The organism is Pseudooceanicola nanhaiensis, assembly GCF_020171315.1.
Classification (GTDB): domain Bacteria; phylum Pseudomonadota; class Alphaproteobacteria; order Rhodobacterales; family Rhodobacteraceae; genus Pseudooceanicola; species Pseudooceanicola nanhaiensis_A.
In genome coordinates this window covers 672,016-696,028 of sequence record NZ_JAIUZP010000001.1, presented here as the reverse complement: position 1 = coordinate 696,028, position 24,013 = coordinate 672,016, and the positions used below count along the sequence as shown (strand labels likewise).

Sequence of the window (24,013 nt, the reverse complement as noted above, 5' to 3'; positions counted from 1 at the left end):
TCCCCGTGGCTCGCATGGTCATTGGCCGCTCCGTGGGGGAGGCGGCGGTTTTGCTTCCGCGTCTCTTCGCGCTCTGCCGCGCCGCGCAGGGGGCCGCCGTTGCCGCGGCCCTCGGGCAGCCTGCCGATGCCGATGGCATCCGGCAGGAGGTGATCCGCGATCACCTGATGAAATTCCACCTCGGCCTGCCGCGGCTGATGCAGATGCCCGCCGTGCGCCTACCCGACGACTGGCAGAGTGACCGCGCCGCCGTGGCGCAGGCCGTCTTCGGCCCCGCGGGCCGCGCGCCGGACACTGCCGGGGCGCTGGCCGCCTTCCTCGTCTCGGGCCAAGGCGTGGCGCCGGTTCTGGCCCGGCTTGCCAGCCTCTTTGCCCCCGGCGAGGCCGTGGCCGAGGGCCTGCCCGCGGTCAGTGCCCGCAATATCTGGGGCAAAGCCCCGGTCGAGAATTCCGTCGCCGCCCGCCATATCGCGCATCCGGCGCTGACCGGGCTGGCGCAGCGCCACGGGCGCGGGCCGCTCTGGCGTGCCGCGGCCCGGCTCTATGATATCGAGGCCGCGCTGAGGGGCAGCCTGCCGCCCGCACAGGCGCCTGTTCCGGGCGAGGGGCTGGTGCCTGCCGCGCGGGGCGCCTATGCCATGCGGATCGGCACAAGCGACGGCGTGGTCACGCATTTCGCCCGCGTCACCCCCACTGACAGCCTGCTGTCCAAGGGCGGCGTGCTGGAACGCAGCCTTGCCACGCTGCCCGCCGATCGCGCCCTTCTGGGCGGCCTGCTGCTGGAGGTCCTCGACCCCTGCAGCCCCGTGAAACTGGTTCAGCCGGAGGCGGCCCATGCATGAGATGTCGCTGTGCGAGGGCATACGCCGGGTGGTCGAACAGGCCGCCGCCGCGCCCGACATTTCCCGCGTCACCCGCGTGCGCCTGACCGTCGGCCGCTTCGCCGGGGTCGAGAAACCCGCGATGCATTTCGCCTGGGACGTGGTGATGCGCGGCTCCAAGGCCGAAGGCGCGACGCTGGAGATCATCGACCAGCCGGGCCGCGCGCTCTGCTACGACTGCATGACGGAGGTGGAGATCGAGAACCGGCTCGATCCCTGCCCCGACTGCGGCGGCGGGAAACTTCTGCCCCAGGGGGGCGACGAATTGCAGATCAAGGATATGGAGGTCATCTGATGTGCACGGTTTGCGGATGCAGCGGGTCCACCGTCGAAGGCCACACCCATGGCCACTCTCACGGCCACGCCCATGATCACCACCATGAGCATGATCACGGCCATGGGCATGGGCACAGCCACGATCACGGGCACGATCACGATCACGGCCATTCCCACGATCACAGCCACGGCCACCACCACCATCACCATTCCCACGGCGACATCCACTTCGGCCAGGGCATCGCGGGCACCGAGGTGCCGGGCATGTCGCAGGAACGGCTGATCGAGATCGAGACCGGCATCCTGTCGCAAAACGACCGCTATGCCGCCGGCAACCGCGCGCGCCTTGCCGCGCAGGGGGTCTATGCCGTCAACCTCGTCTCCTCGCCCGGGTCGGGCAAGACGACGCTGCTCTGCGCCACGATCCGCGCGATGGCCGACGCCCAGATGGGCGACGTGGCCGTCATCGAGGGCGACCAGCAGACCACCAACGACGCCGACCGCATCCGCGAGACCGGCGCGCCCGCCGTGCAGGTCAACACCGGCAAGGGCTGTCACCTCGACGGGCACATGGTGGGCCACGCGATGGAGCATCTGCACCTGCACGACAATTCCACCCTCTTCATCGAGAACGTGGGCAACCTCGTCTGCCCCGCCGCCTTCGACCTGGGCGAAGATGCCAAGGTCGCCATCCTCTCGGTCACCGAGGGCGAGGACAAGCCGCTGAAATACCCCGACATGTTCACCGCCGCGCGGATCGCGCTGCTGAACAAGGTCGACCTTGCGCCCCATTGCGACGTGGACCTCGACCTCTACGAGACGAACCTGAAGCGCGTGAACCCACTGATCGAGGTGATCCGCGTCTCGGCCCGCACCGGCGAGGGCCTGCCGGAGTGGCTGGACTGGCTCGCGCGCAACGCCACGGCCAAACGCGGCACCGCGGAGAAGGCAGCGGAATAATGGCCGAGACCCTGCCCACCATCCTCGTCATCGACGACGAGCCCCATTCCGTCGCCGCCATGCGGATGGCACTGGAGGACGATTTCACCGTCCTCGAGGCCTATGACGCCGATGCGGCCTGGCGCCTGATGGAGGAGCATTGGGTGCAGGTCGTGATCTCGGACCAGCGGATGCCGGGCAAGACCGGGATCGAACTGCTGACCGAGGTCCGCGACCGCTGGCCCGAAACCGTGCGTATCATCGTCACCGGCTATACCGAGACCGGCGACATGATCCAGGCGATCAACGACGCAGGGATCTACCAGTTCATCACCAAGCCCTGGCATCCCGACCAGCTGCTGATGGCGGTCAAGAACGCGGCCAAGCTGTTCGAACTGGCCCGCGATCATGAACGCATGACGCTGGAGATGCGTTACCTCGGCACCGCCGCCAATGCCCGCACGCAGGAGCGTCGGCAACTGCTTCAGGCGGGTCTTGGCTTCGACAAAGTGCTGCGAGGCCCGAACTCCGCCCTGAACGGCACCATCGCGCTGGCCCGGCATTTCGCCAGTTTCGACGTGCCCGTGCTGATCACCGGCGAGCCGGGCACCGGCAAGACCGATCTGGCCCGCGCGATCCACTACGGATCGCTCCGCGCGGACCGCCCGTTCCACGAGATCAACTGCGCGGGCCTCGACGATCAGGCGCTTGCGGCGGAACTCTTCGGCGCGCGGCGCGGCGCCCTGCCCGGCCAGACACAGGCCCGCGCGGGCCTGCTGCAGAAGGCCGACCGGGGCACGATCTTCCTCAACGGGATCGACACGCTTTCCGCCGACATGCAGATGGCGCTGCTGCGCGTGGCCACCACCGGGGCGTTCCAGCCCATCGGCAGCCACGAACAGCTGACGACCTCGGCCCGGATCATCACCGGCAGCCATGTGGACCTGCGCGGCGCGGTGGCCGAGGGCGCGTTCCGCAACGATCTCTACTACGCGCTTGCCGTGACAGAGCTGACGATCCCGCCGCTGCGGGCGCGGGCCGACGACATCCCCCTGCTGGCAGAGCGGTTCCTGCAGGAGGCGGCGACCGAGCATGGCAAGCCGGTGCGCGGGCTCTCCAGCGAGGCGCTGCTCTTCCTCGAGGCCTACGACTGGCCCGGCAACCTGCCCGAGCTGCGCAACGAGGTGACGCGGATGCTGATCCTCGCGCAGGAGGTCACGCTGGGGGCCGAGCTGATCTCGCGCCACATCCTGCAATCGCGCGACCCGCGGGCGGGCGAACGCCAGCCCCTACCCGATTTCAGCCAGATGGACGGCACGCTCAAGGACCGCGTCGAACTGATCGAGATGCGCATCCTTGGCGAGACGCTGACCCGGCTGAAGTGGAACAAGTCCCGCGCGGCGGCCGAACTGGGCCTGTCCCGGGTCGGCCTGCGCGCCAAGCTCGACCGCTACGGGATCGAGCCCCACGCCACGGTTTCAGAGGAGGAGTAGCCATGTGTCTGGGAATTCCCGGCCAGATCACCGCCATCACCGACGCCGCCCGCCAGATGGGCATGGCCGAGGTTTCGGGCGTGCGCCGCGAGGTGAGCCTTGCCCCGGTGGTCACCGGCCCGCTTGAGGACCTCGTGGGCGAATGGGTGCTGATCCACGTGGGCTTTGCCATGGCCGTCATCGACGAACATGAGGCCGCCGAGACGCTGGAGGCGCTGCGTTCGCTCGGCGAGGCGCAGGAGGCGCTGGACCAGATGGCCGAGGGCGACCGCGCCCTCGCAGGGAGGGGCTGACCATGCGCTATGTCGAGGAATTCCGCGATCCCAAGGCCGCGAAGGCCCTGATCGCCGCCATTGGCGCCATGGCCGACCGGCTGGGCGCCACCAAGGCAGAGCCGGTGCGCATCATGGAGATCTGCGGCGGACACACCCACGCGATCTTCCGCTACGGGCTCGACAAGCTGGTGCACGAGGGGATCGAGTTCATCCACGGCCCCGGCTGCCCGGTCTGCGTCCTGCCCATGGCGCGCGTCGACGAATGCGTCGAGATCGCCGAGAAGCCCGAGGTGATCTTCACCACCTTCGGGGATGCCATGCGGGTGCCCGGCACGAAGAAGTCGCTGTTGCAGGCCAAGGCCGATGGCGCCGATGTGCGCACGGTCTACTCCCCGCTCGACGCGCTGGAACTGGCGCGGCGCAATCCCGACCGCGAGGTGGTCTTCTTCGGCCTCGGCTTCGAGACGACGACGCCCTCCACCGCGCTTTCGATCCAGCAGGCGGCCCGCGAGGGGCTGACCAACTTCTCGGTCTTCTGCAACCACATCACCGTGCCGCCGCCGATCAAGGCGCTGCTGGACGATCCCTATATGCTGCTCGACGGCTTCGTCGGGCCGGGCCATGTCTCGATGGTCATCGGCATCCACCCGCTCGACTTCGTGGCGCAGGACTACGGCAAGCCGCTGGTCGTGGCGGGGTTCGAGCCGCTGGACCTGCTGCAATCGGTGCTCATGGTGCTGACCCAGCTGGCCGAGGGTCGCGCCGAGATCGAGAACCAATACGCCCGCGTGGTGCCCGAACACGGCAATGCCGTCAGCCTTGCCGCGATCGAGGACGTTTACGAAAAGCGCCCCAGCTTCGAATGGCGGGGTCTGGGAGAGATCGACGCCAGCGGGCTGCGCATCCGTGCCGCCTACCGCCCGTGGGACGCGGAGGAGAAATTCGGCATCGGCTATGCTAAGGCCGGGGGCCGTGCCCCCACGCCGGAGCCCGAGGGCTGTGCCTGCGGCTCCGTCATGACGGGCCGGATGAAGCCGACGCAATGCCCGCAGTTCGGCCGGGGCTGCACCCCTGACACGCCGCTCGGCGCGCTGATGGTCAGCTCCGAAGGGGCCTGCGCGGCCTATTGGACCTATGGCGGAGCGCGCCTCTCGGTGGAGGCTGCGGAATGAACATGTCTGCCAAACCCTCCCGCCTGCGCGATGCCCGGGTGACGCTGGCCCATGGCGGCGGCGGGCGTGCTATGCGCGACCTGATCGAAGAGGTCTTTACGGACGTCTTCCAGCCCCCCGGTTCGGAAGATCAGGCGCGGCTGATGGATGCGGCCCTGCAGGAGCCCGGCGCGCGGCTGGCCTTCACCACCGACAGTTTCGTGGTGACGCCGGTGGAGTTTCCCGGCGGCGACATCGGCAAGCTGGCGGTCTGCGGCACGGTCAATGACCTCGCCGTGGGCGGCGCCAAGCCGCTCTGGCTGTCGGCGGCCTTCATCATCGAGGAAGGCACCGAGATCGCGCTGCTGCGCCGCATCGTCGCCTCCATGGCGCGCGAGGCGGCGGCGGCGGGCGTGCGCATCGTCACCGGCGACACCAAGGTGGTGGGCCGGGGCGCCTGTGACACGGTCTTCATCACCACCTCGGGCGTGGGGGTCATCCCCGCGGGCCGCGACATGGCGGCGGAAGACATCCGCGAGGGCGACGTGGTGCTGGTGAACGGGGTGCTGGGCGATCACGGCGCGACGATCCTTGCCGCGCGCGGTGATCTGGCGCTTTCCACCCCGCTGGAAAGCGACTGCCAGAGCCTCAACCACCTGATCGAGGCGGTTCTGGCCGCAGCCCCGGGCACCCGCGCCGCCCGTGACGCGACCCGCGGCGGGCTGGCCTCGACCCTGAACGAGATGGCCGAGGCGGCGGGCGTGACCGTGACGCTGGAGGAAGAGGCCCTGCCGCTGCGCGCAGAGGTGAAGGGCATGTGCGAGATCCTCGGGCTGGACCCGCTCTATCTCGCCAACGAGGGAACGCTGGCGCTCTTCGTGCCGGCGGATCAGGCGCAGGCAGCGCTGGAGGCGATGCAGGCCATGGACGCAGGCCGGACAGCCGCAATCGTGGGCCGGGCGGGCCCGCGCGGCCCGGTCCCCGTGGTGCTGAGGACGGCCTTCGGTGGGCAGCGGATCGTGGACATGCTGGTCGGCGAACAGCTGCCACGGATCTGCTGAGGCGGGTCCTTCGGGACAGGCCTGCGCAGGACGGAGCCGCCCGGCGCATCCACCGGGCGGCTCCTGACGTTTCAAGCTGAGGGATGCGCGCCGTGCCCGGCCCGCGCAGGGATCAGTCCCGGCCCCAGTTCTCGCGGCTGGAGCGCGCCAGCAGGCCCACGGCCACCAGCCCCACGACAATCACGAGGATCGCCGCCGGGGCCGCCTGCCCCAGCCTCTCGAGGCTGGCCTGCTCATGCACCCGGGTCGCCAGCGTGTCGTAGTTGAAGGGCCGCAGCAGCAGCGTGGCGGGCAGTTCCTTCACGCAGTCCACGAAGACCAGCAGCAGCGCCGAGGCCAGCGTGCCCCGGATCAGCGGGAAATAGACCGCCCCCAGCACGTTGCGGTGGCTGCGCCCCAGCGAACGCGCGGCCATGGGCAGCGAGGGCGACACCCGCCCCATGGCGGCATCCGAGGCCCCCTGCGCGATGGCGAAGAAGCGCACGCAATAGGCCAGCACGAGGGCGAAGGCCGAGCCGGTGAGGATCAGGCCGATGTCCACGCTCAACGTACCCTCGACGAAATCCGCCAACCCGTGATCCAGCTGCGCCAGCGGGATCAGGATGCCCACCCCCAGCACCGCGCCGGGCGCGGCATAGCCGATCGTCGTCACCGGCATCAGCAGGCGCGGCAGGCGGTGGCCCGACAGGCGCACGCCGTAGACGAGGAAGACCGCCGCCAGCACCGTCAGCACCGCCGCGATGCCGCCCACCGCCAGGGTGTTGAGAAGCGCGCTCAGCAGCGCCGGGTCGGTCCAGGCGCCCGCATGGTCGACCGCATGGCTGAGGATCACGCCCGCCGGCAGCACGAAGCCCGCGAGGACCGGCAGCGCGCAGAGCGCCGTCGCGGCCCAGGCCGCCACCCCGGTGAGGCGGACGCGGGTCACGGGCCGGTGGCGGCTGCCGAGGTTGTAGAACTTGCTGCGCCGGCGCGAGCCCTTTTCCAGCAGCACCAGCAGGATCACCATGGTGAGGATCACACAGGCGATCTGCGCCGCGCCGCTGGCGTTGTTCCCGTCGAGCCACGTGGAGAAGATGCCGGTGGTCAGCGTCTGCACCGCGAAGTAATCCACCGTGCCGAAATCGTTGATCGTCTCCATCATCACCACGGCGACACCGGCGGCAATCGCGGGACGGGCCAGCGGCAGGCCGATCCGGCGGAACCGGGCGAAGGGCCCGGCGCCGAGCGAGCGGGCCACTTCCTCGCCCCCGCCCGATTGTTCGCGGAAGGCCGCGCGGGTCAGCAGGTAGACGTAAGGATAGAGGGCAGCAGAGAGCACGAGGATCGCGGCCCCCAGCGAGCGGATCTCGGGGAACCAGTAGTCCCGCGCCGTCTTCCAGCCCATCAGCCCGCGCAGCCACGTCTGCACGGGGCCTGCGTATTCCAGCAGGTCCACCAGCGCATAGGCCCCGACATAGGCCGGGATTGCCAGCGGCAGCAGCAGCAGCCACTCCAGCCAGCGATCACCCGGGAAGCGGTAGCGCGTGACGATCCATGCCGCCCCGCTGCCCACCATGGCGGTCAGCAGCCCGACCGCCCCCATCAGGATCAGCGTGTTCTTGAGATAGCGCGGCAGGGTCGTCTGGATCAGGTGCGGCCAGATGTTGGCCGAGGTCGGCGTCAGCGCGATCCAGAGGACAGAGAGGATCGGCAGGATGACGATCACGGCAATGACCACCGCCCCGGCCGACCAGAGCGAGGGCACGCCCGTCAGGCGGCGAGCAGGGGCAGCGCCCCCGGCCCCCGGACCGGGTCCTTGAGAGGTTGGATCGTGGGGTTGCGGCGACACGTTCGAGACCATGCTCCCGTCTAGCCGCAATCCGCTTTCCCTGTCCAGCGCAGGGCTCTATCCTGCGCCGAGGTACGTGTAGGTTCAGGACGACAGATGCAGATCATTCTTCACGCAGGCGCCCATGCGACGGACGAGGACCGGCTGATGAAGACCCTGCTGCGCAACAAGCAGGAGTTCCTGCAGCGCGGTGTCCTGATCCCCGGCCCCTCCAAGTACCGCCGTCTGCTGCGCGATGCGCTGCACGGGCTGGCCTATGCGCCGCCGACGCTGGGGGCGCGCGGCATCCTGCTGGACGCGATCCTCGAGGAGGAGGAAGGCAGCCGCATGGTGCTGTCGAACGACAACTTCTTCTGCGTGCCCAAGCTGGCGGTGGGGCCCGGCGGGCTCTACCCGATGGCGGAAGAGAAGCTGCGCCAGTTCTGCGCGCTCTTCCCCGAGGACGAGATCCATCTCTTCCTCGCGCTGCGCAACCCCGCGACCTTCCTGCCCGCGCTCTTCAACCTTGCGCCCGATGACGACCTTGCGGCGTTCCTCTCGGGCTACGACCCGATGCAGCTGCGCTGGTCCGACATGATCGAGCGCATTCAGGGCTACGTGCCCCGGCTGAAGCTGACGGTCTGGAGCAATGAGGACACGCCCTTCCTCTGGGCGCAGATCATCCGCGCCATGGCCGACCTGCCCACGGGGCAGAAGATCACCGGCGGCTTCGACCTGCTGATCGAGATCATGAGCCGCGAGGGGATGCAGCGGTTCCGCGCCTACCTGAAGGCGCATCCGAACCTGAACGATCCCCAGAAGCACCGGGTCATGGCGGCCTTCCTCGACAAATACGCGCTGGAAGGCGCGCTGGAGGAGGAACTGGACCTGCCGGGCTGGGACGAGCAGCTGATCGAGGACCTGACGGAGGAATACGACGCCGATTGCGCCCGGATCGCGGCCATGGAGGGCGTGCGGTTCCTGTCGACCTGAGCGGGGGCGACGGGGTGAGCCTGTCGCACCGGGTGGAGGCCACGATGGTGCTGGGGGGCTGTCTGCCCCCCCGGGGCTGCGCCCCACCCCCCGAGGATATTTGCGAAACGGAAATCAAATGGGGTCCCGAAGGGGGCCGCCCCGGTGGTGGGTGCGGCGCGCGGCCTTGGGGGCACGGGGGCTTGATTGTGCTGTTTTGCGGCCCGCGCGCGCCTCGGTCGGGTCGGGCCACGAAAAAAGGCGCGTCTCCAGGAGGAGATCGCGCCTTTGCGCTTCATCGCGGGGCGGTGGCTCAGCTCATGCCGAGCGCTTCCTTGTACATCTCGAGGATCGCTTCTTCCTCGGCGATGTCGTCCTTGTCGCGCTTGCGCAGCGAGATCACCTTGCGCATGACCTTGGTGTCGTAGCCGCGGCCCTTGGCCTCTGCCATGACTTCCTTCTGCTGCTCGGCGATGTCCTTCTTCTCGGTCTCCAGCCGCTCGTACCGTTCGATGAACTGGCGCAGCTCGCCCGCCGTCACGCGGTAGTTGGCCTCGATTGCGTCGTCTTCCATCGCACACCTCTGTCTTGCCTGAGTGCCCCTAGCTAGCCGTCCGCGCGGGCCACGGCAAGTCCCGGCAGCCCGTCCCGGCAGGCTTGCGCGGACGGGGCCGATCCTTTAGGCGCGGGGAAAGCTCACGAGACAGGGGACGAGACCACATGCAAACGCTTATCTGGGGCGGCGCCGCGCTTTCGCTGATCGGCCTTGTCGGGCTCATCTGGGCCATCGTGAAGGTCAGCCGGGCGCGCCGGGCGGGCCTCGACGACGACGCGCTGCGCGAGGTGATCCGGAAGGTGATCCCCCTGAACCTGGGCTCTCTGCTGCTTTCGGTCATGGGGCTGATCATCGTGATCGCGGGCATCGCCCTGGGCTGACCCGGGTCAGCCGTTCATCCGGTCGAAGACCACGCCTTCGCGCTGCAGCTTCACCAAGAGCGGATGCGGCGTCCAGAGCAGCGGGTTCAGCGGCGCAAGCGCCCGGCAGCGCTTGACGTATTCGAAGAGGCCGCGCAGTTCCGCCGCCTTCATCGGCCCGCCCGTGCTGGGGGCATAGCCCAGCCCCATGAGCGCCACCGCATCCAGCACCAGCGGCCGCGCCACGAGCCCCTGATCCAGCAGACCCGTGCCCGTGTTGACCACCGCCGCGAGACAGGCCCGGCGCACGTCCACCGGCGTCCAGGCGCCGTCTTCGCCCGATCCCGGGGCCAGACCCACGAGGGGCTGCGGGTCTTCCGGGGAGGGCTCCGGCACCACGCCGCCCCGCTCGGCCAGCCGCTTCAGAGACAGCCCGTCGAGATCGCCAAAGGCGATCCGCGCCCGGGACAGCACGTCGGCGGGCAATTCCGTGATCATCTGGTAGGGCCCGCGCCGCATCCCCCAGCTGCGCATCGCCGCATCGACCTGCCCGGGCTCGATCCCCCGCGCGGTCAGCGCATCGGCCGCCGCCAGCAGCGCCGCCGTCAGAACCATGCTGGCCGAGGCCGCCTGCGGCGTCGGGAAGAGCCGCACCGCCCGCCGCCCGAGCGCGGTGGCAAAGCGGACCGCGCCGTTGACCAGCGCCTCCTCCTCGCCCTTGGGCGCGGAGAATTCCGCCAGCGGCGCCGGGAACGACCGGTGCGCCAGCGACAGGCCCGCGACCTTGCCCTTCAATGGCGCCGGGGCGAGTGCGGCCACGTCAAGGTGGTGGGTCAGCGAGAGGATGGGCGGCGGCCCGCCCAGCACCCGGCCCAGCATGGAGAGCGCGGAGAGCGCCGCCCGCTTGGCCTTCTCGGTGTCGGGGGCGCCTTCGACCAGCACGCTCTGCCCGGCCAGCGACGACATGTCCGGCGACATCTGCAACTGGCGCAGCACTTCGCCCGGCTCCAGACCGGCGCCGGAACTGCGCGCCTCTGCCATGGTCTCCAGCTCGCGGGTCACCGCGCGGACCAGCGTCTCGCGGGCGCGCTGATCCGGGTCGGCCAGCTTGACCGAGAGCCCGGCCACCAGCATCTCGGCGACGGCCTGCGCGGCCAGCGGCCCGGCATAGGCCACGCCGACGGTGGTCAGCGGGTTGCTGCGCTGCTTCATCGCGATGGAGGCCGCACGCCGCTCGGCCTTGCGGGCATGGCGCAGGGCGGCGGAATGGTTGCTGTCCACGAGCTCCTCGTAGATCGTCGCCTCCAGCTCGAGCCCGGCCTCGAAGGGCATAAGCAGCGCCGCCTCGACGCAGTTCACCACCTCCAGCTCGGCCCGGCGATTGGCCTCGAGGTAGGCCGCGCGGCGCTTCTCGACCGCCTGCCGGAAGGCATCGCCCTCCTCCAGACCGCCGGTGCGCTCGGCGCTGAGGGGCCAGTCGCCACGCTCGGCCAGACGCAGGGCGGAATCGACCGCGGCCCTGTGGGCGGTCTCGGCGCGGTGCACCTCGTCCACTACCAGCTTGAAGGCCGGCCAGCTGGGCCCGGCCGCCTGTCGCGAAAGGATGAGGTTCAGCGCCGCCTCGCCGCCGACGAGACGCGGCAGCCGCTGGGTGCCCCCTGCCCCGGGGATCAGCCCGATGCCGAGGTCCGGCAAGGCAAGGCGGACGGTTTCCGTGCCGACGCGCCAATGGGCGGCCAGTGCCAGCTCCAGCCCGCCGCCGCTCACCAGCCCGGCGAGCCGCACCACGACGGGCTTGGGAAAGGTCTCGACCCGGCGGTTCAGCTCGGCCAGCGAGATATCCTGCAAACCATCGTCGTATTCATTGAGCGTGAGCCCGGAGGCAAAGACATCCTCCGTGCCCTCGATCACCACGCCACGGCAGTCCTCGGCCTCGGCCCGGTCGAGCGCCTCGGCTAGGGCGTTGCGCATCCGGGGGGTCAGCGCGTTGATCGGCGGATTCGCAAGCGAGATGATCGCGATGCGGTCCTCGATCCGGAAAGTCACGCTAGCTGCCAATTTTGCCCCATCCCGTCTTCGTTCCTGTTGCCCCGGAACGCTTCAACTCGGTCGCGCAAGAATTGTTCATACAACCCTGAATGGCAAGACCCGGTTGCAGCAGATGAAAAATTTGATGTGAAAACAAAAGCAAACCGCCCGTCATAGAGACGGGCGGCGCAAGGTCACAACGTCAGGTTTCGCCCGTCAGGGCAAAGATAGGTCACACCGGCAGGTTGTCGAACCGGGCCTCGATGGCTTCGTTCGTCAACTCGTCCTGCAGGCGGCGCAGATGCGAGGGCACCTCGGTGCCGTGATGCGAAAAATCGGTCACCAACTTGTTGAGCCCGTCGAGATGGACATGGCGCGCACCGGGCGCGGCATTGGCGATCTGCGACTTCAGCTCCGACAGCCGGGTTTCGAGTTCTGCATGAGTCATCAAAGTTCCTCCCCTTGACCAAATGGCCCCCGGACGTCGTCACCCCCGGGGATCCGATCACGACGCAACAGCAATGTGGCAGGGGTTCCCTCCTCGAACCCGGTGCCAGCCCGTGCGTGACATGACCGGGACAGACTACGGATCATATTTTGTTCTGCCAACCGTCCATTTCGTTGAAAGCCTTGTATAAAGCCGCGACTCGGCGTCGCCCTGCCAAGCCGCGGCGCAGCATCCGGCAGCCGCGTCGACGCGATGTATTCAGAACGGCTAACAAGCACTTAAGCAAAGATCCCTTGCATCATATGCCATTTTCTATATATGTAGATGCAAAGCAGAGGACATCACCATGAAACCCATTGTTCACGCCTTCTTCGACGAAGCCACGAACACGATCTCCTACGTCGTCCGCGAGCCCGAAGGCCGCGCCGCGGCGGTGATCGATTCGGTTCTGGACTTCGACTATTCCTCCGGCCGCACGGACACCCGTTCGGCGGATGCGATCATCGCATTCGTCAAGGAAAACAACCTTGACGTTCAATGGCTTCTCGAAAGCCACGTCCACGCGGACCACCTCTCGGCCGCGCCCTACATCCAGCGCGAGGTGGGCGGCAAGATCGGCATCGGGGACAACATCCGCATCGTGCAGGACACCTTCGGCAAGGTCTTCAACGAGGGCACCGAGTTCCAGCGCGACGGCTCGCAGTTCGATGCGCTTTTCGCCGAGGGCGACAGCTTCCACATCGGGCAGTTGCGCGGCGACGTGCTGCATACACCGGGCCATACGCCGGCGTGTCTTACCTATGTGATCGGCGATGCCGCTTTCGTAGGCGATACGCTCTTCATGCCCGATTTCGGCACCGCGCGCTGCGACTTTCCGGGCGGGTCTTCGGCCACGCTCTTCGAATCAATCCAGAAAATCCTGTCGCTTCCCGATGAAACGCGGATCTTCGTGGGCCATGATTACAAAGCGCCGGGCCGCGATGACTATGCCTGGGAAACCACCGTGGGCGAGCAGAAGGCGCTCAACATCCACGTCGGCCAAGGCAAGTCGGCCGAGGATTTCGTGGCCATGCGCGACGCCCGTGATGCGACGCTGGCCATGCCCAAGCTGATCATCCCCTCGCTGCAGGTGAACATGCGCGCGGGCCAGATGCCGCCCGCAGACGAAAAGGGCGATGTCTTCCTGAAGGTGCCGGTCAACAAGCTCTGACCGCCCCCTTCCCTCCCTCTCGGGGGCAGACGCCACGGGCGCCTGCCTCCTCCCCCCTCCAATACATGGAATTCCCTCATGCCAATGGACTGGATTCTCGGTCTTCTGGGCGGGCTGCTGATCGGCACGGGCGGCGCGGTCTACCTTCTCTTCAACGGACGGATCATGGGTGCCTCGGGCATCATCGGCGGTCTCGTGGACGGCTCGGGCCGCGACACGGCGGCGGAGCGGATCAGCTTCCTCGCCGCGGTCTTCCTGCTGCCGCTGGTGCTGACCCCGCTCTTCGGGCGGGTGGACACGCACCTGACCTCCAATTTCGTGGTCATCGCCATCGCGGGGCTGCTGGTCGGCGTCGGCACGCGGTTCGCCAATGGCTGCACCTCCGGTCACGGGGTCTGCGGCATCTCGCGGCTGTCGCTGCGCGGGATCGTGGCCACCGTGTTCTACATCCTCGCAGGCGGTCTGACCGTCGCGCTCTTCCGTGAAATCCTGGGGGTGATCTGATGCGCAACCTCTTTGCCTTCCTCGCCGGCGGCCTGTTCGGCACCGGCCTCTACGTCTCGGGCATGACCGACACCTCCAAGGTGCAGGGCTGGCTCGATGTCTTCGGCGCATGGGATCCGACGCTGGCCTTCGTCATGGGCGGCGCGATGATCCCCATGGCCATCGCCTGGCTGATCGTCGAGCGCGCCAAGGCCCCGGTGGCCGGCGGCAGCTTCCCGGCGAAACCCTCGCCCAAGCTGGGCCGCAACCTGATCCTCGGCTCGACGCTTTTCGGCATGGGCTGGGGGCTGGCCGGCCTCTGCCCAGGGCCCGCGATCGCCTCGCTGTCCTACAACGGGCTTGGCGGCGTGGTCTTCGTCATCGCGATGGGTCTCGGCATGCTCGCGACGCCCGCCTTGCGGAGCCGTCTGGACAGGGCGGTGCCTGCTGAATAAGGCTTGGCGCATGGAACCTCGTCACATCACCCCCCGCTATTCCGTGAGCCCGCAGATCCTCCCCGAGGACCTGCCGGCGATCAAGGCCGCAGGCTTCACCCGCGTGATCTGCAACCGCCCCGACGAAGAGAACCCGCCCGAACTGCGGGCCGCGGCCATGGCCGAGGCGGCACAGGCGGCGGGCCTCGATTTCGTGGTCCTGCCCCTGACGCACCAGACCATGACGCCCGAGAACATCGCCAAGCAGGAGGCGCTGGTGGCAGAGGCCGAGGGCCCCGTGCTGGCCTATTGCGCCTCCGGCACCCGCTGCTCGGTGATCTGGTCGCTGGGCCAGGCGGCACAGGGCGTGCCTGCGGATGACATCCTGATGGCAACTGCCAAGGCGGGCTACGACCTGTCGCAGCTGCGCCCGCGGCTGGAACAGGGCTAAGCCCCGCGCCCGCCCGAGACCGCGCAGCGGTGGCCGATCAAAGCAGACCCTGACGCCCGGACCCAGACAAGGGCCGGGCGTTTGACATTCCGGGCGGGTCCGACAGCGGACGGCCCTGCCCCGTGCGCCCCCTCCCTGCGGTCAGTCCAGATCGGGCAGGTCCGCCATGGGGAACCCCGCCATCGGGAACGCCTCCTCCTCCGCCTCCTCGGGGCCGAGCCCCGGAAGATCGGAGAGATCCGGCAGATCCGGCAGCGCCTCGACCCGCGATGCGAAGGGCGGCGGCTCCGGCTCTGGCATCTCCGGCTCGGACATGGGCACGGGCATGGGCTCTTCGGGCATGTCGACGGGCGGGGGATCGAATGTGTCTTCGGGCGATACGTGCTGGCTGGCCAGCGTCCGGGCGGCGCGCGGGGTCTCCCCGGCCGAGAGGCGCACGGCCCGGTAGCCGTTGATCTGGCCGAGCTTGACCGTCAGGATCCGCACCTGCCCCGGCCCGAGAAGCACCGTGCGCGACAGCGCCTCGCGCGGGACGGGCAGCACATCGCCGGGCTTCAGCTTCAGCAGGGCGTTCCACGGCAGCGACAGGCGGTGCAGCTGCGCCGTCAGATCGGCCTGCGCCAGCCCGATGACATGCGCCAGCGGCGCCTCCTGCGCCGTCTCCCCCGCGCCCTGCGGACCGCGGGGTTTCTCCCGCTCCGGGAGGAGAAGCTGCATCTGACCCTCCCGCTGCCCGCCCAGATCGAGGGTGAGCCGCAGGCGGTGATATGTCCCGGTGTCGAGGGCGAGGCCCAGCATCCGCGGCCCCTCCATCATCGCGCCGAACCGATAGCCGGACAGCCAGTGACCCGCCTCCGCCCCCTGCAGAAGCTCCTCCAGCTGGGCAAAGGCGGCGTCCACCAGCGGGGCGGTGAGGGCGGCATCGGTGCGGGTCGGGCGGCGCGGCTCGGGCGGGGCGCGTTGCAGGCGGCCCATGGTCTGAACCTCCACGAGGGCCGACATCAGCGCGAAATCGAGGCTCATGGCCCCGGCGCCCCCGCCCTCCCCCTCCAGCAGCAGGGTCAGCGCCGCGTCGGGCAGATCGGCCACGGCCTCCTCCATCGGCTGCGCCTCGACGGTGATGTCCCCCACCGCGAGGGCAAAATCCAGCGCCTCCTCCGCCGCGCGGGCGAGGGCAAGGCGCAAGGCCTTCTCAGGCGACAGCACGCGCGCCTGGTGGACCTCGCGCGCCGCAAGGGTCTTGCGACGCAGGATGGCGTTGGACGACCTGTTTCCCATAATCTCCGCCAGAACTGACGCGGGCATTCGCGCCAGCCTAGGACAGGGATGGTTACGATTGGCTTTACCTGCCTATTGCGCCGCCATGGCGCGGGCCAGCGGCAGCGTCACCCGGAAGGCGGCCCCGCCCTGCCCCGGCAGATAGCCGATGGTCCCGCCGAGCCGCTGCATGATCTCGCGGCAGATCGCGAGGCCAAGCCCCGCCCCGCCCGCCTTCTGCTCGCCGATACGGGCGAATTTCTCGAAGATCACCGCCTGCTGGTCGGTCTCGATGCCGGTGCCGTTGTCGATGAAATCGACGATCAGCGTACCGCCGCGCTGCCGGACATGGATCGCAAGTTCAGGGCGCTCGGCGTCGCAATACTTGGCCGCATTGGCGATCAGGTTGATGAAGACCTGCCCCAGCCGGTCGCGGTCGGTGGTGAGCAGCAGGCTCTCGGCCACGCGGTTGCGCCGGATGCGCAGCCGGTCCGCCGCGCCGCCGGTGGCGGAGATCGCGTGGTCGATCAGGCTGGAGAGACGGCCTTCGGTCAGGTTCAAGTTGATCTGGCCGTTCTCCAGCACCGAGAGGTCCAGCAGGTCGTCCAGCAGCCGGGTCAGCCGGACCGCCTCGTCATGGATGATCGAGGAATATTTCAGCCGCTGCGCGGAGCTGAGCCCGTCGGCATCGCGCAGGATCTCGGAAAACGCGCGGATCGAGGTCATGGGCGTGCGCAGTTCGTGGCTGATCTGGCTGAGGAAGGCGTCCTTCTGCAGCGACAGCTGGGTCAGCTTGTCGTTTGCGGCGCGCAGTTGGCGGGCGGTGCGGGAGAGTTCCTGCGACTTGGCTTCAAGCTGGCTGGAATATTCCATGATCTGCGCGGTTTCATCCGCCACAGCCATCAGGTCCTCGACCGAGACGACGGCGCCGCCGGTCAGCTGGCCCACCATCGCGTGGGCCGTGGCCGCCCCGACCGAGCCCGCCAGTTCCCGCTCCAGCGCCTGCAGGAAGCCCGGCGTCGGGTCCGGCAAATAGCCCGCCAGCCCCTGCGCCTGTGCCTCGCGCAGGAACAGCGCCTGCGCCTGCGCCGGGCCAAGGATGCGCTGCGACATCATCAGCAGGTCCTCGGTCTGGACCGGCCCTGCGGTGCCGCGGCCCGGGCTTTCGGAATACTGGTAGACGTTGACGAACTGCGCGCCCTGCAGGCGTTCCACCGGGGTGGGGAAGCCCATCAGCGACACGGTGACGAAGCAGACCGTGTTGAAGAACAGCGACCAGAGCGCGCCATGCACCAGCGGGTCGATCCCCTCGATCCCGAAGAGCGCCTCGGGGCGCAGCCAGACAAGGCCGAAGGGCCCGCTCTCCAGCACATGGACGGGGATCACGACCCCGTCCCCGAAGCCCGGCAGGAAGAGGCACCACGTCCAGAGGGCGGAACCCACGATCAGCCCCGTCATGGCGCCATTACGCGTGGCCCCGCGCCAGAAGATGCCCCCGGCGAGCGCGGGCAGGAACTGCGCAACCCCCGAGAAGGAGATCAGCCCGATGGCGGCCAGCGCCTCGCCCCCGCCCGAGACGCGGTAGTAGATATAGCCCAGCAGGACGACACCCACGATCGAGACCCGGCGCGCCAGCATCACAACGTGGCGCACATCGCCCGAGACTACGGCCCCGCCCCCGGTGACCCGCAGCCAGATCGGCATCACGATATGGTTCGACACCATGGTCGAGAGCGCGATGGAGGCCACGATCACCATCGAGGTGGCCGAGGAGAAGCCGCCGATGAAGGAGAGCATGGCCAGCCCGGTGCGCCCGTCATGCAGCGGCAGGGTCAGCACGAAAAGGTCGGGGTTGGAGCCTTCCGGCAGCAGGTCGAGGCCCATGACGGCAATCGGCACCACGAAGAGGCTCATCACCATCAGGTAGGCCGGGAAGGCCCATGTGGCGGTCTGCAGGTGGCGCTCGTCCTCGTTCTCGACCACCAGCACCTGGAACATCCGCGGCAGGCAGAGGAAGGCAGCGGCGGAGAGGAAGATGAGACCGGCCCAGCGTCCGTTCACCATCTCCCACCGGCCGATGGGCGAGGCGTCGATCCGGGCCAGCGTCTCGGACAGCCCGCCGCCGAGGCCCCAGACGACAAAGACCCCCACGGCAACGAGGGCGCAGAGTTTCACCACCGCCTCCACCGCGATAGCCATCACGACCCCGTGGTGGCGTTCGTTCGCATCGAGGTTCCGGGTGCCGAAGAGAACGGTGAAGAAGGCCAGCCCCGCCGCCACCCAGAGCGCGGTGCTGCTGCCGCCGGGCAGCGTGGCCTTTGGGTCCATCGCGGCGAAGGCGGCAAAGGACAGCGTGACCGATTGCAGTTGCAGCGCGATGTAGGGCGTGGTGCCGACCACCGCCATGATCGTGACGAAGACCGCCAGCCGGGTCGATTTGCCATAGCGCGACGAGATCAGGTCCGCGACCGAGGTGATTTTCTGGCTGCGCCCGATGCGCACCATCTTCCGCACGGCCCAGAGCCAGCCGATCATCGCCAGAGACGGCCCGACGTAGATCGTCAGGTATTCCAGCCCTGAGCGCGCGGCGTAGCCCACGGCGCCGTAGAAGGTCCATGCGGTGCAATAGATCGAGAGCGACAGCGTGTAGACCATCGGCGAGCGCAGCCAGCCGACGCGCCCCCTGAGCGCGGCGCGCTCTGCCGCGAAGGCCACGAGGAACAGCAACGCCACGTAGACGAGCGAGACCGACAGCAGGAGATTGAGCGAAGCCATCTAGCGCCGGTCCGCCCCGGGGCCGGACGTCGGGTTCTCCCCTGCCCTCTTCCTTTGGCCCGCCTCGGCCGCCGCCTCGCCGTGGTCATTGCGCTGGCCGGGCGTGTCGATGCCCGCACCGCCCAGATCGACCCCGCCATGGGGGCCGTCCTCGGGCAGCAGGTCGCGCATCTCGGGCGGCAGCGGCGCCTTGGACATCCCGGCCAGTATCCCGTCCGCCGGCAGCGCCGCACTGCGCGCCCCGGCCTGACCGCGCGACAACAGGCCCGCCGTCACGGCGAGCCCGGCCCAGACCCCGAAGATATACATCATCGCCCGGCTGACCGGCATGCCCTCGGGGCCTTCGGTCCAGAGCAGGGGAAACATCATCAGGATGATCCCCAGCACCGGCAGCAGCCGCATCGCATCCCCGCGCCGCCGCAGCCGATAGCTCTGGCGTTCGAGAAAGACGGTCTGGCGACTGCTCATGGCAGGGTCCTCAGGCGCCGATCAGCTGGTTCACGGCGGCCAGCACCTCGGAGTTGGAAAACGGCTTGGTCATGAAACGGCTGGCGCCCGCGGCCTCGGCCATCTCGCGGTCGCGGTTCTGGCCGCGCGCCGTCAGCATCAGCACCGGCAGCCCCGCCGTGGCCTCTGCCCCGCGCAGGTCGCGCAGGATGTCATAGCCCGACCGCCCCGGCAGCATCACGTCCAGAATAACGAGATCCGGCATCCGGCTCCGCACCGCTTCCACGGCGTCCTCCCCGTTCGAATGCGTCGCAACCCGCCAGCCATCGCGCGACAGGATGAACCCGATCGCCTCGATGATATTGGGCTCATCCTCGATCACGAGAACATTTTTGCTCATCCGGCCCTCCCCCTAATGAGCGTGTCATATCATGTTCTTATTATCTGACGGAATATCGCCTGTCGCGCGCGGAGTGTCAAAGATTGCGCGGCGAAAGGCATTTTCTTTACCAATCTTTACCGCGCGCGGGGGACGCGCCTCCGCGGGGATGCGCCGTCTCCCCGACCACTTCGTGCGACACGCTGGCCCGCGAGGTGGCCCACCAGATGGTCCACGATGTGAAACATGCCTCAAAAGAGCCTGATTGCAGCCCTTCTCTTCACTCAATCGTAAATAGAATGTTTCCCATAGAGCACTCCCCAATCCGAGCACTCCCCCGGGAAAAATAAGAAGAGAGACCTACGAACATGCTGTCGAACAAAGAGTTCCTTGCTCAGTTTGATAAGCAGGCCAAAGCCGCGCAGGAAAGCGCGCCTCGGGCCGGCAAACTGTCGCTGCGTATCGTCCTGCTGGCGGGCCTTGCCCTCGGCATTGCCGCGCATTGGGCGTTCACGACGATGCAACATGTCCGGCAGGTGGCCCTGATCGACGGGACCATCGTGCCGATGGATTCCAGCTCGCTGGCCTCGATCCAGCCCTATATCCGGCCCAAGAAGCCGACGGATACCTGTGACCCGATGAAAACCATCGACGGCACCGCCGTCGGCTCCTGCGCGATGCTCTGGCCGCTCGACCGCGGGCGGCTCTGGCAGGCCCGCGCCTCGGCCGAGACCTGCGGCCTCGTGCGGCAGGACCAGCCCTTCCGCATGGTGGTCTCGGAAACCAACGGGACCAAGCTCGACGAATTCGCGACCGAGTTCAGCTGCCAGCTGGTGCCGCTCGCCATGGTGCCAGAGTACACGCCGCACGGCTATCACCACCAGGCCAACATCCTCGAGACGCAGTCCGGCGTGGATTACCGCAAGACCGGCGCCTACATGCTCTACATGCTGCCCAGCAACGAGGACGGGGCCGACCGCAGCCGCTATTTCATCTTCCACACCGACGGCCAGCACGGCACCCGCCTGATCTGGGCCTCGGACAGCTCGGAAATCGGCTGGGGCACGCAGGCCTACAGCATCTATCAGAACGGCCAATTGCAGCCGCTGTCGTCGAGCGACCCCCGCTGGGGCGTGGCGGTCAAGGCGCTGACCGAGGCCAATGCCGAAGGCTGCGACAGCTTCATGCTCAGCAACGGCGGCGGCGCCCATTGCTTTGATAGCCGTAGCTCGTGGAAGATCGACTTCGACAACGGGACGGCCCAGCCAACCTCCTTCTGACGCGCCCTGCTCTTCTTGCCCGGATTTCCAGACGCCGCCTGACCCATGTCAGGCGGCGTCTCCCATTAGGGAGGGTTCGCGCCGGCCGGGGCAGTCGCTGCGCGGGCAGATCCGGCAGGTGACCCCCACCCGCGGTGCCTCTTCCGCCTCGTTCGGGCCCGGCACCCGGGGCAGGATCAGCATATGCGCCTCGAAGAGCGGTTCCCGGTTCAGGCGCGGCGCGCCCTTGGGCTGCGCCACGGCATAGGTCAGGAAGGCCCCTTCGCTGCGCCCGGCCAGTCGGACAGGGCGGCGCATGGGCATCATCGGACGGCTGAGGCTTTGGAACAGCGGCCAGAGCGGGCAGGCCGTGCCGAAGCGCGGCAGCGGGAAGCCCTCCAGCGGGCGGCGGAAGGTCAGCGTGCCAGACCCGTCGCAGATCACCAGCCCCACCTTGTCCAGCGTCCCCTCCCCCGGAGGCAGGCTGGCCAGCCGGCGCAACACGCGGGCGGTATCCGTTCCGAAGGCATCGGCAAGCGCGGCGGGGTTCAGCGTCTCGGGATTTTTCGGCAACTCCGGCAACAGGCGCGTCGCGGGCAGATGCCGGGCATCCTCGGCGTAGCGCTCCAGCAGCACCTGCGCCATGGCCCGGGCGGTGCTGCTGGTCAGCTCCTCCGCCTCCGCCACCAGACGCGCGGGGTCGCCGCCGCCGCCCGGCTCCAGCGCCGGGAAGTGGAACCCCTGCGCCGTCAGATAGGCCTCGACCTCCTCCTGCGGGACGCTCTGAGCCGTCTCGCGGGTGTCACCGGCATCCAGTTCCGCCACCAGCCGCTGCGCGCCCTCGGCCAGACGGCGACTGTCCTCGGAGATGTTGCGGTGAAAACGGTCCTGCCAGTCTGGCTCCAACTCGGGCGTATCCACGAGGATCGAGGCGGTGGAGCGGATCGCCGTGACGGTCGAGAGCACCTCGTGCAGCGAGGCGGCCAGATGCGGGTCGTGCGACAGCCGGTCGGTCAGCGCCTCGACCTCCTGCTCCATCGCCGCCAGCCGCCTGTAGCCCCCGGCAATCAGCTGCGCCCAACCGGGGAAGCGGCCCGCGAATTCCTCGATCCTGTCCAGTTCGGCACCGGCCACGGGGCGCTCGGCCGCCGCCTCCCGCAGGGTCGCGATCAACGCGGCCTCGGCGCCTTCGCTCAGGTGGGACGGCTCCACCTCCAGCGCGGCGGCGATGTCGAGCAGCAGTTTCCCGCCGATTCTGCGGCGATTGTGTTCGATCAGGTTGAGGTAGCTGGCCGAAATCCCGGCCTGCCGCGCCAGTTCAGCCTGCCGCATGCCCCGCATGATCCGGCGTTCCCGGATGCGGCTTCCTGTAAGCGTCGTTCTCGCCATGGGTGATTTCCCTGCCCTTTCAACGCGTTTCTGCGCCGCCGAATAAGAACCTTTACGGAATTCTACAGCATACTGTTCATTTGTTTACAAAAAAATCGAACCAAACAAAGCAGTTGTTGCGATATTTTCTTTCGCCTTGCCATAATCATTTTGCACGAGAGTGCACGGGCGCGCGGAGGAGGCGCGCCCAAAACCCAAGGGAGGAAATCAATGACGAAGAACAACCTGACTCGCCGTGGCGTGCTCAAGACGGGGGCCGGTGTCGGCGCCTCGCTGGCGGTTCCGACGCTGTTCACCGGGGCGGCCTGGGCCGGCTACATGAACGAGCCGATGGGCTCGTCCGTGACGCTGGGCTTCAACGTGCCCCAGACCGGCCCCTATGCGGATGAAGGCGCGGATGAACTGCGCGCCTACCAGCTGGCGGTCGAGCACCTGAACGGCGAAGGCGACGGCGGCATGCTGCAGACCTTCAGCTCGAAGGCGCTGGAGGGCAACGGCATCCTTGGCAAGAAGGTGGAATACGTCACCGGCGACACCCAGACCAAGTCTGACGCCGCGCGTGCCTCGGCCAAGTCGATGATCGAGAAGGACGGCGCCATCATGATCACCGGCGGCTCGTCCTCGGGCGTGGCCGTCGCGGTGCAGGGCCTCTGCCAGGAGGCCGGCGTGATCTTCATGGCGGGGCTGACCCACTCGAACGACACCACCGGCAAGGACAAGAAGGCGAACGGCTTCCGCCACTTCTTCAACGCCTACATGTCGGGCGCGGCGCTGGCGCCGGTGCTGGCGGCGCAATACGGCACCGACCGCAAGGCCTACCACCTGACCGCCGACTACACCTGGGGCTGGACGCAGGAGGAATCCATCGTCGCGGCGACCGAGGCGCTTGGCTGGGAGACGGTGAACACCGTCAAGACCCCGCTGGCCCAGACGGACTTCTCGTCCTACATCGCGCCGGTGCTGAACTCGGGCGCAGACGTGCTGATCCTGAACCACTACGGCGGCAACATGGTCAACTCGCTGACCAACGCCGTGCAGTTCGGCCTGCGCGAGAAGATGGCCAACGGCAAGAACTTCGAGATCGTGGTTCCGCTGTTCTCGCGCCTGATGGCACGCGGTGCGGGCGAGAACATCAAGGGCATCCTCGGCTCCACCAACTGGCACTGGTCGCTCCCGGATGAGGGCACCAAGGCCTTCGTGAAGTCCTTCGGCACCAAGTACGGCTTCCCGCCGTCGCAGGCCGCCCACACCTGCTACGTGCAGACGCTGCTCTATGCCGATGCCGCCCAGCGCGCGGGCAGCTTCAACCCCTGCGCCATCGCAGAGGCCCTGGAAGGCTACGAGTTCGACGGCCTCGGCAACGGCCCGACGCTCTACCGTGCCGAAGACCACCAGTGCTTCAAGGACGTCCTCGTGGTGCGCGGGAAAGAGAACCCGACCTCGGAATTCGACCTTCTGGAAGTGGTCGAGGTCACCCCGCGTGCGCAGGTGGAATACGCCCCGGATCACCCGATGTTCGCGGGTGGTGCGCTCGGGACGTGCAACCCCGGCGCCTGATCGCCACCGCCTCACGGGGCGCGCCCGGATCCCGGCGCGCCCCACCTCTCCGGCCCTGCCCGCGGGCTCTGGCCGGGACTGACATCGCGGTCGGGTGCGTCACGGCGCACCCCCGTCTTTCCCCGA

The 24,013-nt window shown here is 68.3% G+C and carries 24 protein-coding genes; 15 read left to right on the top strand and 9 right to left on the bottom strand.

The features are described from left to right. The first annotated feature begins 50 nt into the window (after window positions 1-50). From LCM32_RS03270 to hypE, 7 genes are read left to right on the top strand one after another with little or no spacing between them, the layout of a single operon-like run. Window positions 51-842 carry a hydrogenase expression/formation protein HupK gene (locus LCM32_RS03270; RefSeq protein WP_224819616.1) on the top strand — a complete coding sequence of 264 codons (792 nt, stop codon included), beginning with the start codon at window positions 51-53 and terminating at the stop codon, window positions 840-842. Further along, window positions 835-1,176, top strand: coding sequence for a hydrogenase maturation nickel metallochaperone HypA (gene hypA, locus LCM32_RS03265; protein ID WP_224819615.1), 342 nt, complete (start codon window positions 835-837; stop codon window positions 1,174-1,176). Before LCM32_RS03270 ends, hypA begins: the two co-directional genes overlap by 8 nt. Further along, window positions 1,176-2,117, top strand: coding sequence for a hydrogenase nickel incorporation protein HypB (gene hypB, locus LCM32_RS03260; RefSeq protein WP_224819614.1), 942 nt, complete (start codon window positions 1,176-1,178; stop codon window positions 2,115-2,117). The genes hypA and hypB overlap by 1 nt, the downstream gene beginning before the upstream one ends. Further along, the gene (locus LCM32_RS03255; protein WP_224819613.1) at window positions 2,117-3,589 is read left to right on the top strand and encodes a sigma-54-dependent transcriptional regulator; all 1,473 of its coding nucleotides are present in this window, start codon (window positions 2,117-2,119) and stop codon (window positions 3,587-3,589) included. The genes hypB and LCM32_RS03255 overlap by 1 nt, the downstream gene beginning before the upstream one ends. A gap of 2 nt (window positions 3,590-3,591) precedes the next feature. Next, window positions 3,592-3,882 (top strand): HypC/HybG/HupF family hydrogenase formation chaperone, encoded by a 291-nt coding sequence (locus LCM32_RS03250; RefSeq protein ID WP_224819612.1) that lies wholly within the window; start codon window positions 3,592-3,594, stop codon window positions 3,880-3,882. 2 nt (window positions 3,883-3,884) lie between these two features. Continuing rightward, a complete protein-coding gene (gene hypD / locus LCM32_RS03245) occupies window positions 3,885-5,036 on the top strand; it encodes a hydrogenase formation protein HypD (protein WP_224819611.1) in 1,152 nt (383 codons plus the stop codon). Further along, window positions 5,033-6,076, top strand: coding sequence for a hydrogenase expression/formation protein HypE (hypE, locus tag LCM32_RS03240; protein ID WP_224819610.1), 1,044 nt, complete (start codon window positions 5,033-5,035; stop codon window positions 6,074-6,076). The genes hypD and hypE overlap by 4 nt, the downstream gene beginning before the upstream one ends. Window positions 6,077-6,188: 112 nt before the next feature. Here the strand turns inward: hypE and LCM32_RS03235 are convergent, their stop codons facing one another. Next, window positions 6,189-7,820, bottom strand: a complete 1,632-nt coding sequence (locus LCM32_RS03235) for an ABC transporter permease (RefSeq protein ID WP_224819609.1) — start codon at window positions 7,818-7,820, stop codon at window positions 6,189-6,191. Between the two features lie 180 nt (window positions 7,821-8,000). Here LCM32_RS03235 and LCM32_RS03230 point away from each other — a divergent pair, with 180 nt between their 5' ends. Next, the gene (locus LCM32_RS03230) at window positions 8,001-8,876 is read left to right on the top strand and encodes a hypothetical protein (protein ID WP_224819608.1); all 876 of its coding nucleotides are present in this window, start codon (window positions 8,001-8,003) and stop codon (window positions 8,874-8,876) included. Between the two features lie 292 nt (window positions 8,877-9,168). On the opposite strand, the gene LCM32_RS03225 is transcribed toward LCM32_RS03230, so the two are convergent. Continuing rightward, window positions 9,169-9,429 (bottom strand): DUF2312 domain-containing protein, encoded by a 261-nt coding sequence (locus LCM32_RS03225; protein WP_224819607.1) that lies wholly within the window; start codon window positions 9,427-9,429, stop codon window positions 9,169-9,171. Between the two features lie 146 nt (window positions 9,430-9,575). Here LCM32_RS03225 and LCM32_RS03220 point away from each other — a divergent pair, with 146 nt between their 5' ends. After that, the gene (locus LCM32_RS03220; protein ID WP_224819606.1) at window positions 9,576-9,791 is read left to right on the top strand and encodes a hypothetical protein; all 216 of its coding nucleotides are present in this window, start codon (window positions 9,576-9,578) and stop codon (window positions 9,789-9,791) included. A 6-nt stretch (window positions 9,792-9,797) separates the two neighbouring features. Here the strand turns inward: LCM32_RS03220 and LCM32_RS03215 are convergent, their stop codons facing one another. Continuing rightward, the gene (locus LCM32_RS03215) at window positions 9,798-11,816 is read right to left on the bottom strand and encodes an enoyl-CoA hydratase/isomerase family protein (protein ID WP_224819605.1); all 2,019 of its coding nucleotides are present in this window, start codon (window positions 11,814-11,816) and stop codon (window positions 9,798-9,800) included. Window positions 11,817-12,030: 214 nt separating this feature from the next. After that, window positions 12,031-12,246, bottom strand: a complete 216-nt coding sequence (locus LCM32_RS03210) for a hypothetical protein (protein WP_224819604.1) — start codon at window positions 12,244-12,246, stop codon at window positions 12,031-12,033. A gap of 346 nt (window positions 12,247-12,592) precedes the next feature. Between LCM32_RS03210 and LCM32_RS03205 the strand changes: the two genes are divergently transcribed. The 4 genes from LCM32_RS03205 (at window position 12,593) to LCM32_RS03190 (ending at window position 14,824) form a co-directional block, all read left to right on the top strand. Continuing rightward, entirely contained in the window at window positions 12,593-13,456 is an 864-nt protein-coding gene (locus LCM32_RS03205; protein WP_224819603.1) for an MBL fold metallo-hydrolase, read from the top strand. Window positions 13,457-13,534: 78 nt separating this feature from the next. After that, the gene (locus tag LCM32_RS03200; RefSeq protein ID WP_224819602.1) at window positions 13,535-13,960 is read left to right on the top strand and encodes a YeeE/YedE family protein; all 426 of its coding nucleotides are present in this window, start codon (window positions 13,535-13,537) and stop codon (window positions 13,958-13,960) included. Next, on the top strand, window positions 13,960-14,394 hold the full coding sequence (locus LCM32_RS03195) for a DUF6691 family protein (protein WP_224819601.1): 435 nt from the start codon (window positions 13,960-13,962) through the stop codon (window positions 14,392-14,394). Before LCM32_RS03200 ends, LCM32_RS03195 begins: the two co-directional genes overlap by 1 nt. A gap of 10 nt (window positions 14,395-14,404) precedes the next feature. Then, a complete protein-coding gene (locus LCM32_RS03190) occupies window positions 14,405-14,824 on the top strand; it encodes a TIGR01244 family sulfur transferase (RefSeq protein WP_224819600.1) in 420 nt (139 codons plus the stop codon). A gap of 141 nt (window positions 14,825-14,965) precedes the next feature. Here LCM32_RS03190 and LCM32_RS03185 read toward each other — a convergent pair whose 3' ends face one another. The 4 genes from LCM32_RS03185 to LCM32_RS03170 all read right to left on the bottom strand — a co-directional run bounded on the left by LCM32_RS03185 (window position 14,966) and on the right by LCM32_RS03170 (window position 19,703). Continuing rightward, on the bottom strand, window positions 14,966-16,102 hold the full coding sequence (locus LCM32_RS03185; protein WP_224819599.1) for a FliM/FliN family flagellar motor switch protein: 1,137 nt from the start codon (window positions 16,100-16,102) through the stop codon (window positions 14,966-14,968). 72 nt (window positions 16,103-16,174) lie between these two features. After that, complete coding sequence (locus LCM32_RS03180) at window positions 16,175-18,856, bottom strand: ATP-binding protein (protein WP_224819598.1); 2,682 nt, start codon at window positions 18,854-18,856, stop codon at window positions 16,175-16,177. Beyond that, window positions 18,857-19,324 (bottom strand): hypothetical protein, encoded by a 468-nt coding sequence (locus LCM32_RS03175; protein ID WP_224819597.1) that lies wholly within the window; start codon window positions 19,322-19,324, stop codon window positions 18,857-18,859. A gap of 10 nt (window positions 19,325-19,334) precedes the next feature. Continuing rightward, window positions 19,335-19,703 carry a response regulator transcription factor gene (locus LCM32_RS03170; RefSeq protein ID WP_224819596.1) on the bottom strand — a complete coding sequence of 123 codons (369 nt, stop codon included), beginning with the start codon at window positions 19,701-19,703 and terminating at the stop codon, window positions 19,335-19,337. A 347-nt stretch (window positions 19,704-20,050) separates the two neighbouring features. On the opposite strand from LCM32_RS03170, the gene LCM32_RS03165 reads away from it, so the two are divergent. Continuing rightward, a complete protein-coding gene (locus LCM32_RS03165) occupies window positions 20,051-20,962 on the top strand; it encodes a hypothetical protein (protein WP_224819595.1) in 912 nt (303 codons plus the stop codon). A gap of 48 nt (window positions 20,963-21,010) precedes the next feature. On the opposite strand, the gene LCM32_RS03160 is transcribed toward LCM32_RS03165, so the two are convergent. Continuing rightward, window positions 21,011-22,330, bottom strand: coding sequence for a helix-turn-helix domain-containing protein (locus LCM32_RS03160; protein ID WP_224819594.1), 1,320 nt, complete (start codon window positions 22,328-22,330; stop codon window positions 21,011-21,013). A 210-nt stretch (window positions 22,331-22,540) separates the two neighbouring features. Here LCM32_RS03160 and LCM32_RS03155 point away from each other — a divergent pair, with 210 nt between their 5' ends. Then, on the top strand, window positions 22,541-23,887 hold the full coding sequence (locus LCM32_RS03155) for a substrate-binding protein (protein ID WP_224819593.1): 1,347 nt from the start codon (window positions 22,541-22,543) through the stop codon (window positions 23,885-23,887). Window positions 23,888-24,013: the final 126 nt, after the last annotated feature.

Excerpts from the sequence above, each read along its gene's own strand:
- LCM32_RS03210 (WP_224819604.1), bottom strand. The coding sequence starts at position 12,246 with ATGACTCATGCAGAACTCGAAACCCGGCTGTCGGAGCTGAAGTCGCAG.
- LCM32_RS03165 (WP_224819595.1), top strand. The coding sequence starts at position 20,051 with ATGCTGTCGAACAAAGAGTTCCTTGCTCAGTTTGATAAGCAGGCCAAA.
- LCM32_RS03170 (WP_224819596.1), bottom strand. The coding sequence starts at position 19,703 with ATGAGCAAAAATGTTCTCGTGATCGAGGATGAGCCCAATATCATCGAG.
- LCM32_RS03255 (WP_224819613.1), top strand. The coding sequence starts at position 2,117 with ATGGCCGAGACCCTGCCCACCATCCTCGTCATCGACGACGAGCCCCAT.
- LCM32_RS03155 (WP_224819593.1), top strand. The coding sequence starts at position 22,541 with ATGACGAAGAACAACCTGACTCGCCGTGGCGTGCTCAAGACGGGGGCC.
- LCM32_RS03205 (WP_224819603.1), top strand. The coding sequence starts at position 12,593 with ATGAAACCCATTGTTCACGCCTTCTTCGACGAAGCCACGAACACGATC.
- LCM32_RS03220 (WP_224819606.1), top strand. The coding sequence starts at position 9,576 with ATGCAAACGCTTATCTGGGGCGGCGCCGCGCTTTCGCTGATCGGCCTT.
- LCM32_RS03225 (WP_224819607.1), bottom strand. The coding sequence starts at position 9,429 with ATGGAAGACGACGCAATCGAGGCCAACTACCGCGTGACGGCGGGCGAG.
- hypA (WP_224819615.1), top strand. The coding sequence starts at position 835 with ATGCATGAGATGTCGCTGTGCGAGGGCATACGCCGGGTGGTCGAACAG.
- LCM32_RS03200 (WP_224819602.1), top strand. The coding sequence starts at position 13,535 with ATGCCAATGGACTGGATTCTCGGTCTTCTGGGCGGGCTGCTGATCGGC.
- LCM32_RS03180 (WP_224819598.1), bottom strand. The coding sequence starts at position 18,856 with ATGGCTTCGCTCAATCTCCTGCTGTCGGTCTCGCTCGTCTACGTGGCG.
- LCM32_RS03160 (WP_224819594.1), bottom strand. The coding sequence starts at position 22,330 with ATGGCGAGAACGACGCTTACAGGAAGCCGCATCCGGGAACGCCGGATC.
- LCM32_RS03250 (WP_224819612.1), top strand. The coding sequence starts at position 3,592 with ATGTGTCTGGGAATTCCCGGCCAGATCACCGCCATCACCGACGCCGCC.
- LCM32_RS03185 (WP_224819599.1), bottom strand. The coding sequence starts at position 16,102 with ATGGGAAACAGGTCGTCCAACGCCATCCTGCGTCGCAAGACCCTTGCG.
- hypE (WP_224819610.1), top strand. The coding sequence starts at position 5,033 with ATGAACATGTCTGCCAAACCCTCCCGCCTGCGCGATGCCCGGGTGACG.
- LCM32_RS03195 (WP_224819601.1), top strand. The coding sequence starts at position 13,960 with ATGCGCAACCTCTTTGCCTTCCTCGCCGGCGGCCTGTTCGGCACCGGC.
- LCM32_RS03230 (WP_224819608.1), top strand. The coding sequence starts at position 8,001 with ATGCAGATCATTCTTCACGCAGGCGCCCATGCGACGGACGAGGACCGG.
- hypB (WP_224819614.1), top strand. The coding sequence starts at position 1,176 with ATGTGCACGGTTTGCGGATGCAGCGGGTCCACCGTCGAAGGCCACACC.
- LCM32_RS03175 (WP_224819597.1), bottom strand. The coding sequence starts at position 19,324 with ATGAGCAGTCGCCAGACCGTCTTTCTCGAACGCCAGAGCTATCGGCTG.
- hypD (WP_224819611.1), top strand. The coding sequence starts at position 3,885 with ATGCGCTATGTCGAGGAATTCCGCGATCCCAAGGCCGCGAAGGCCCTG.
- LCM32_RS03190 (WP_224819600.1), top strand. The coding sequence starts at position 14,405 with ATGGAACCTCGTCACATCACCCCCCGCTATTCCGTGAGCCCGCAGATC.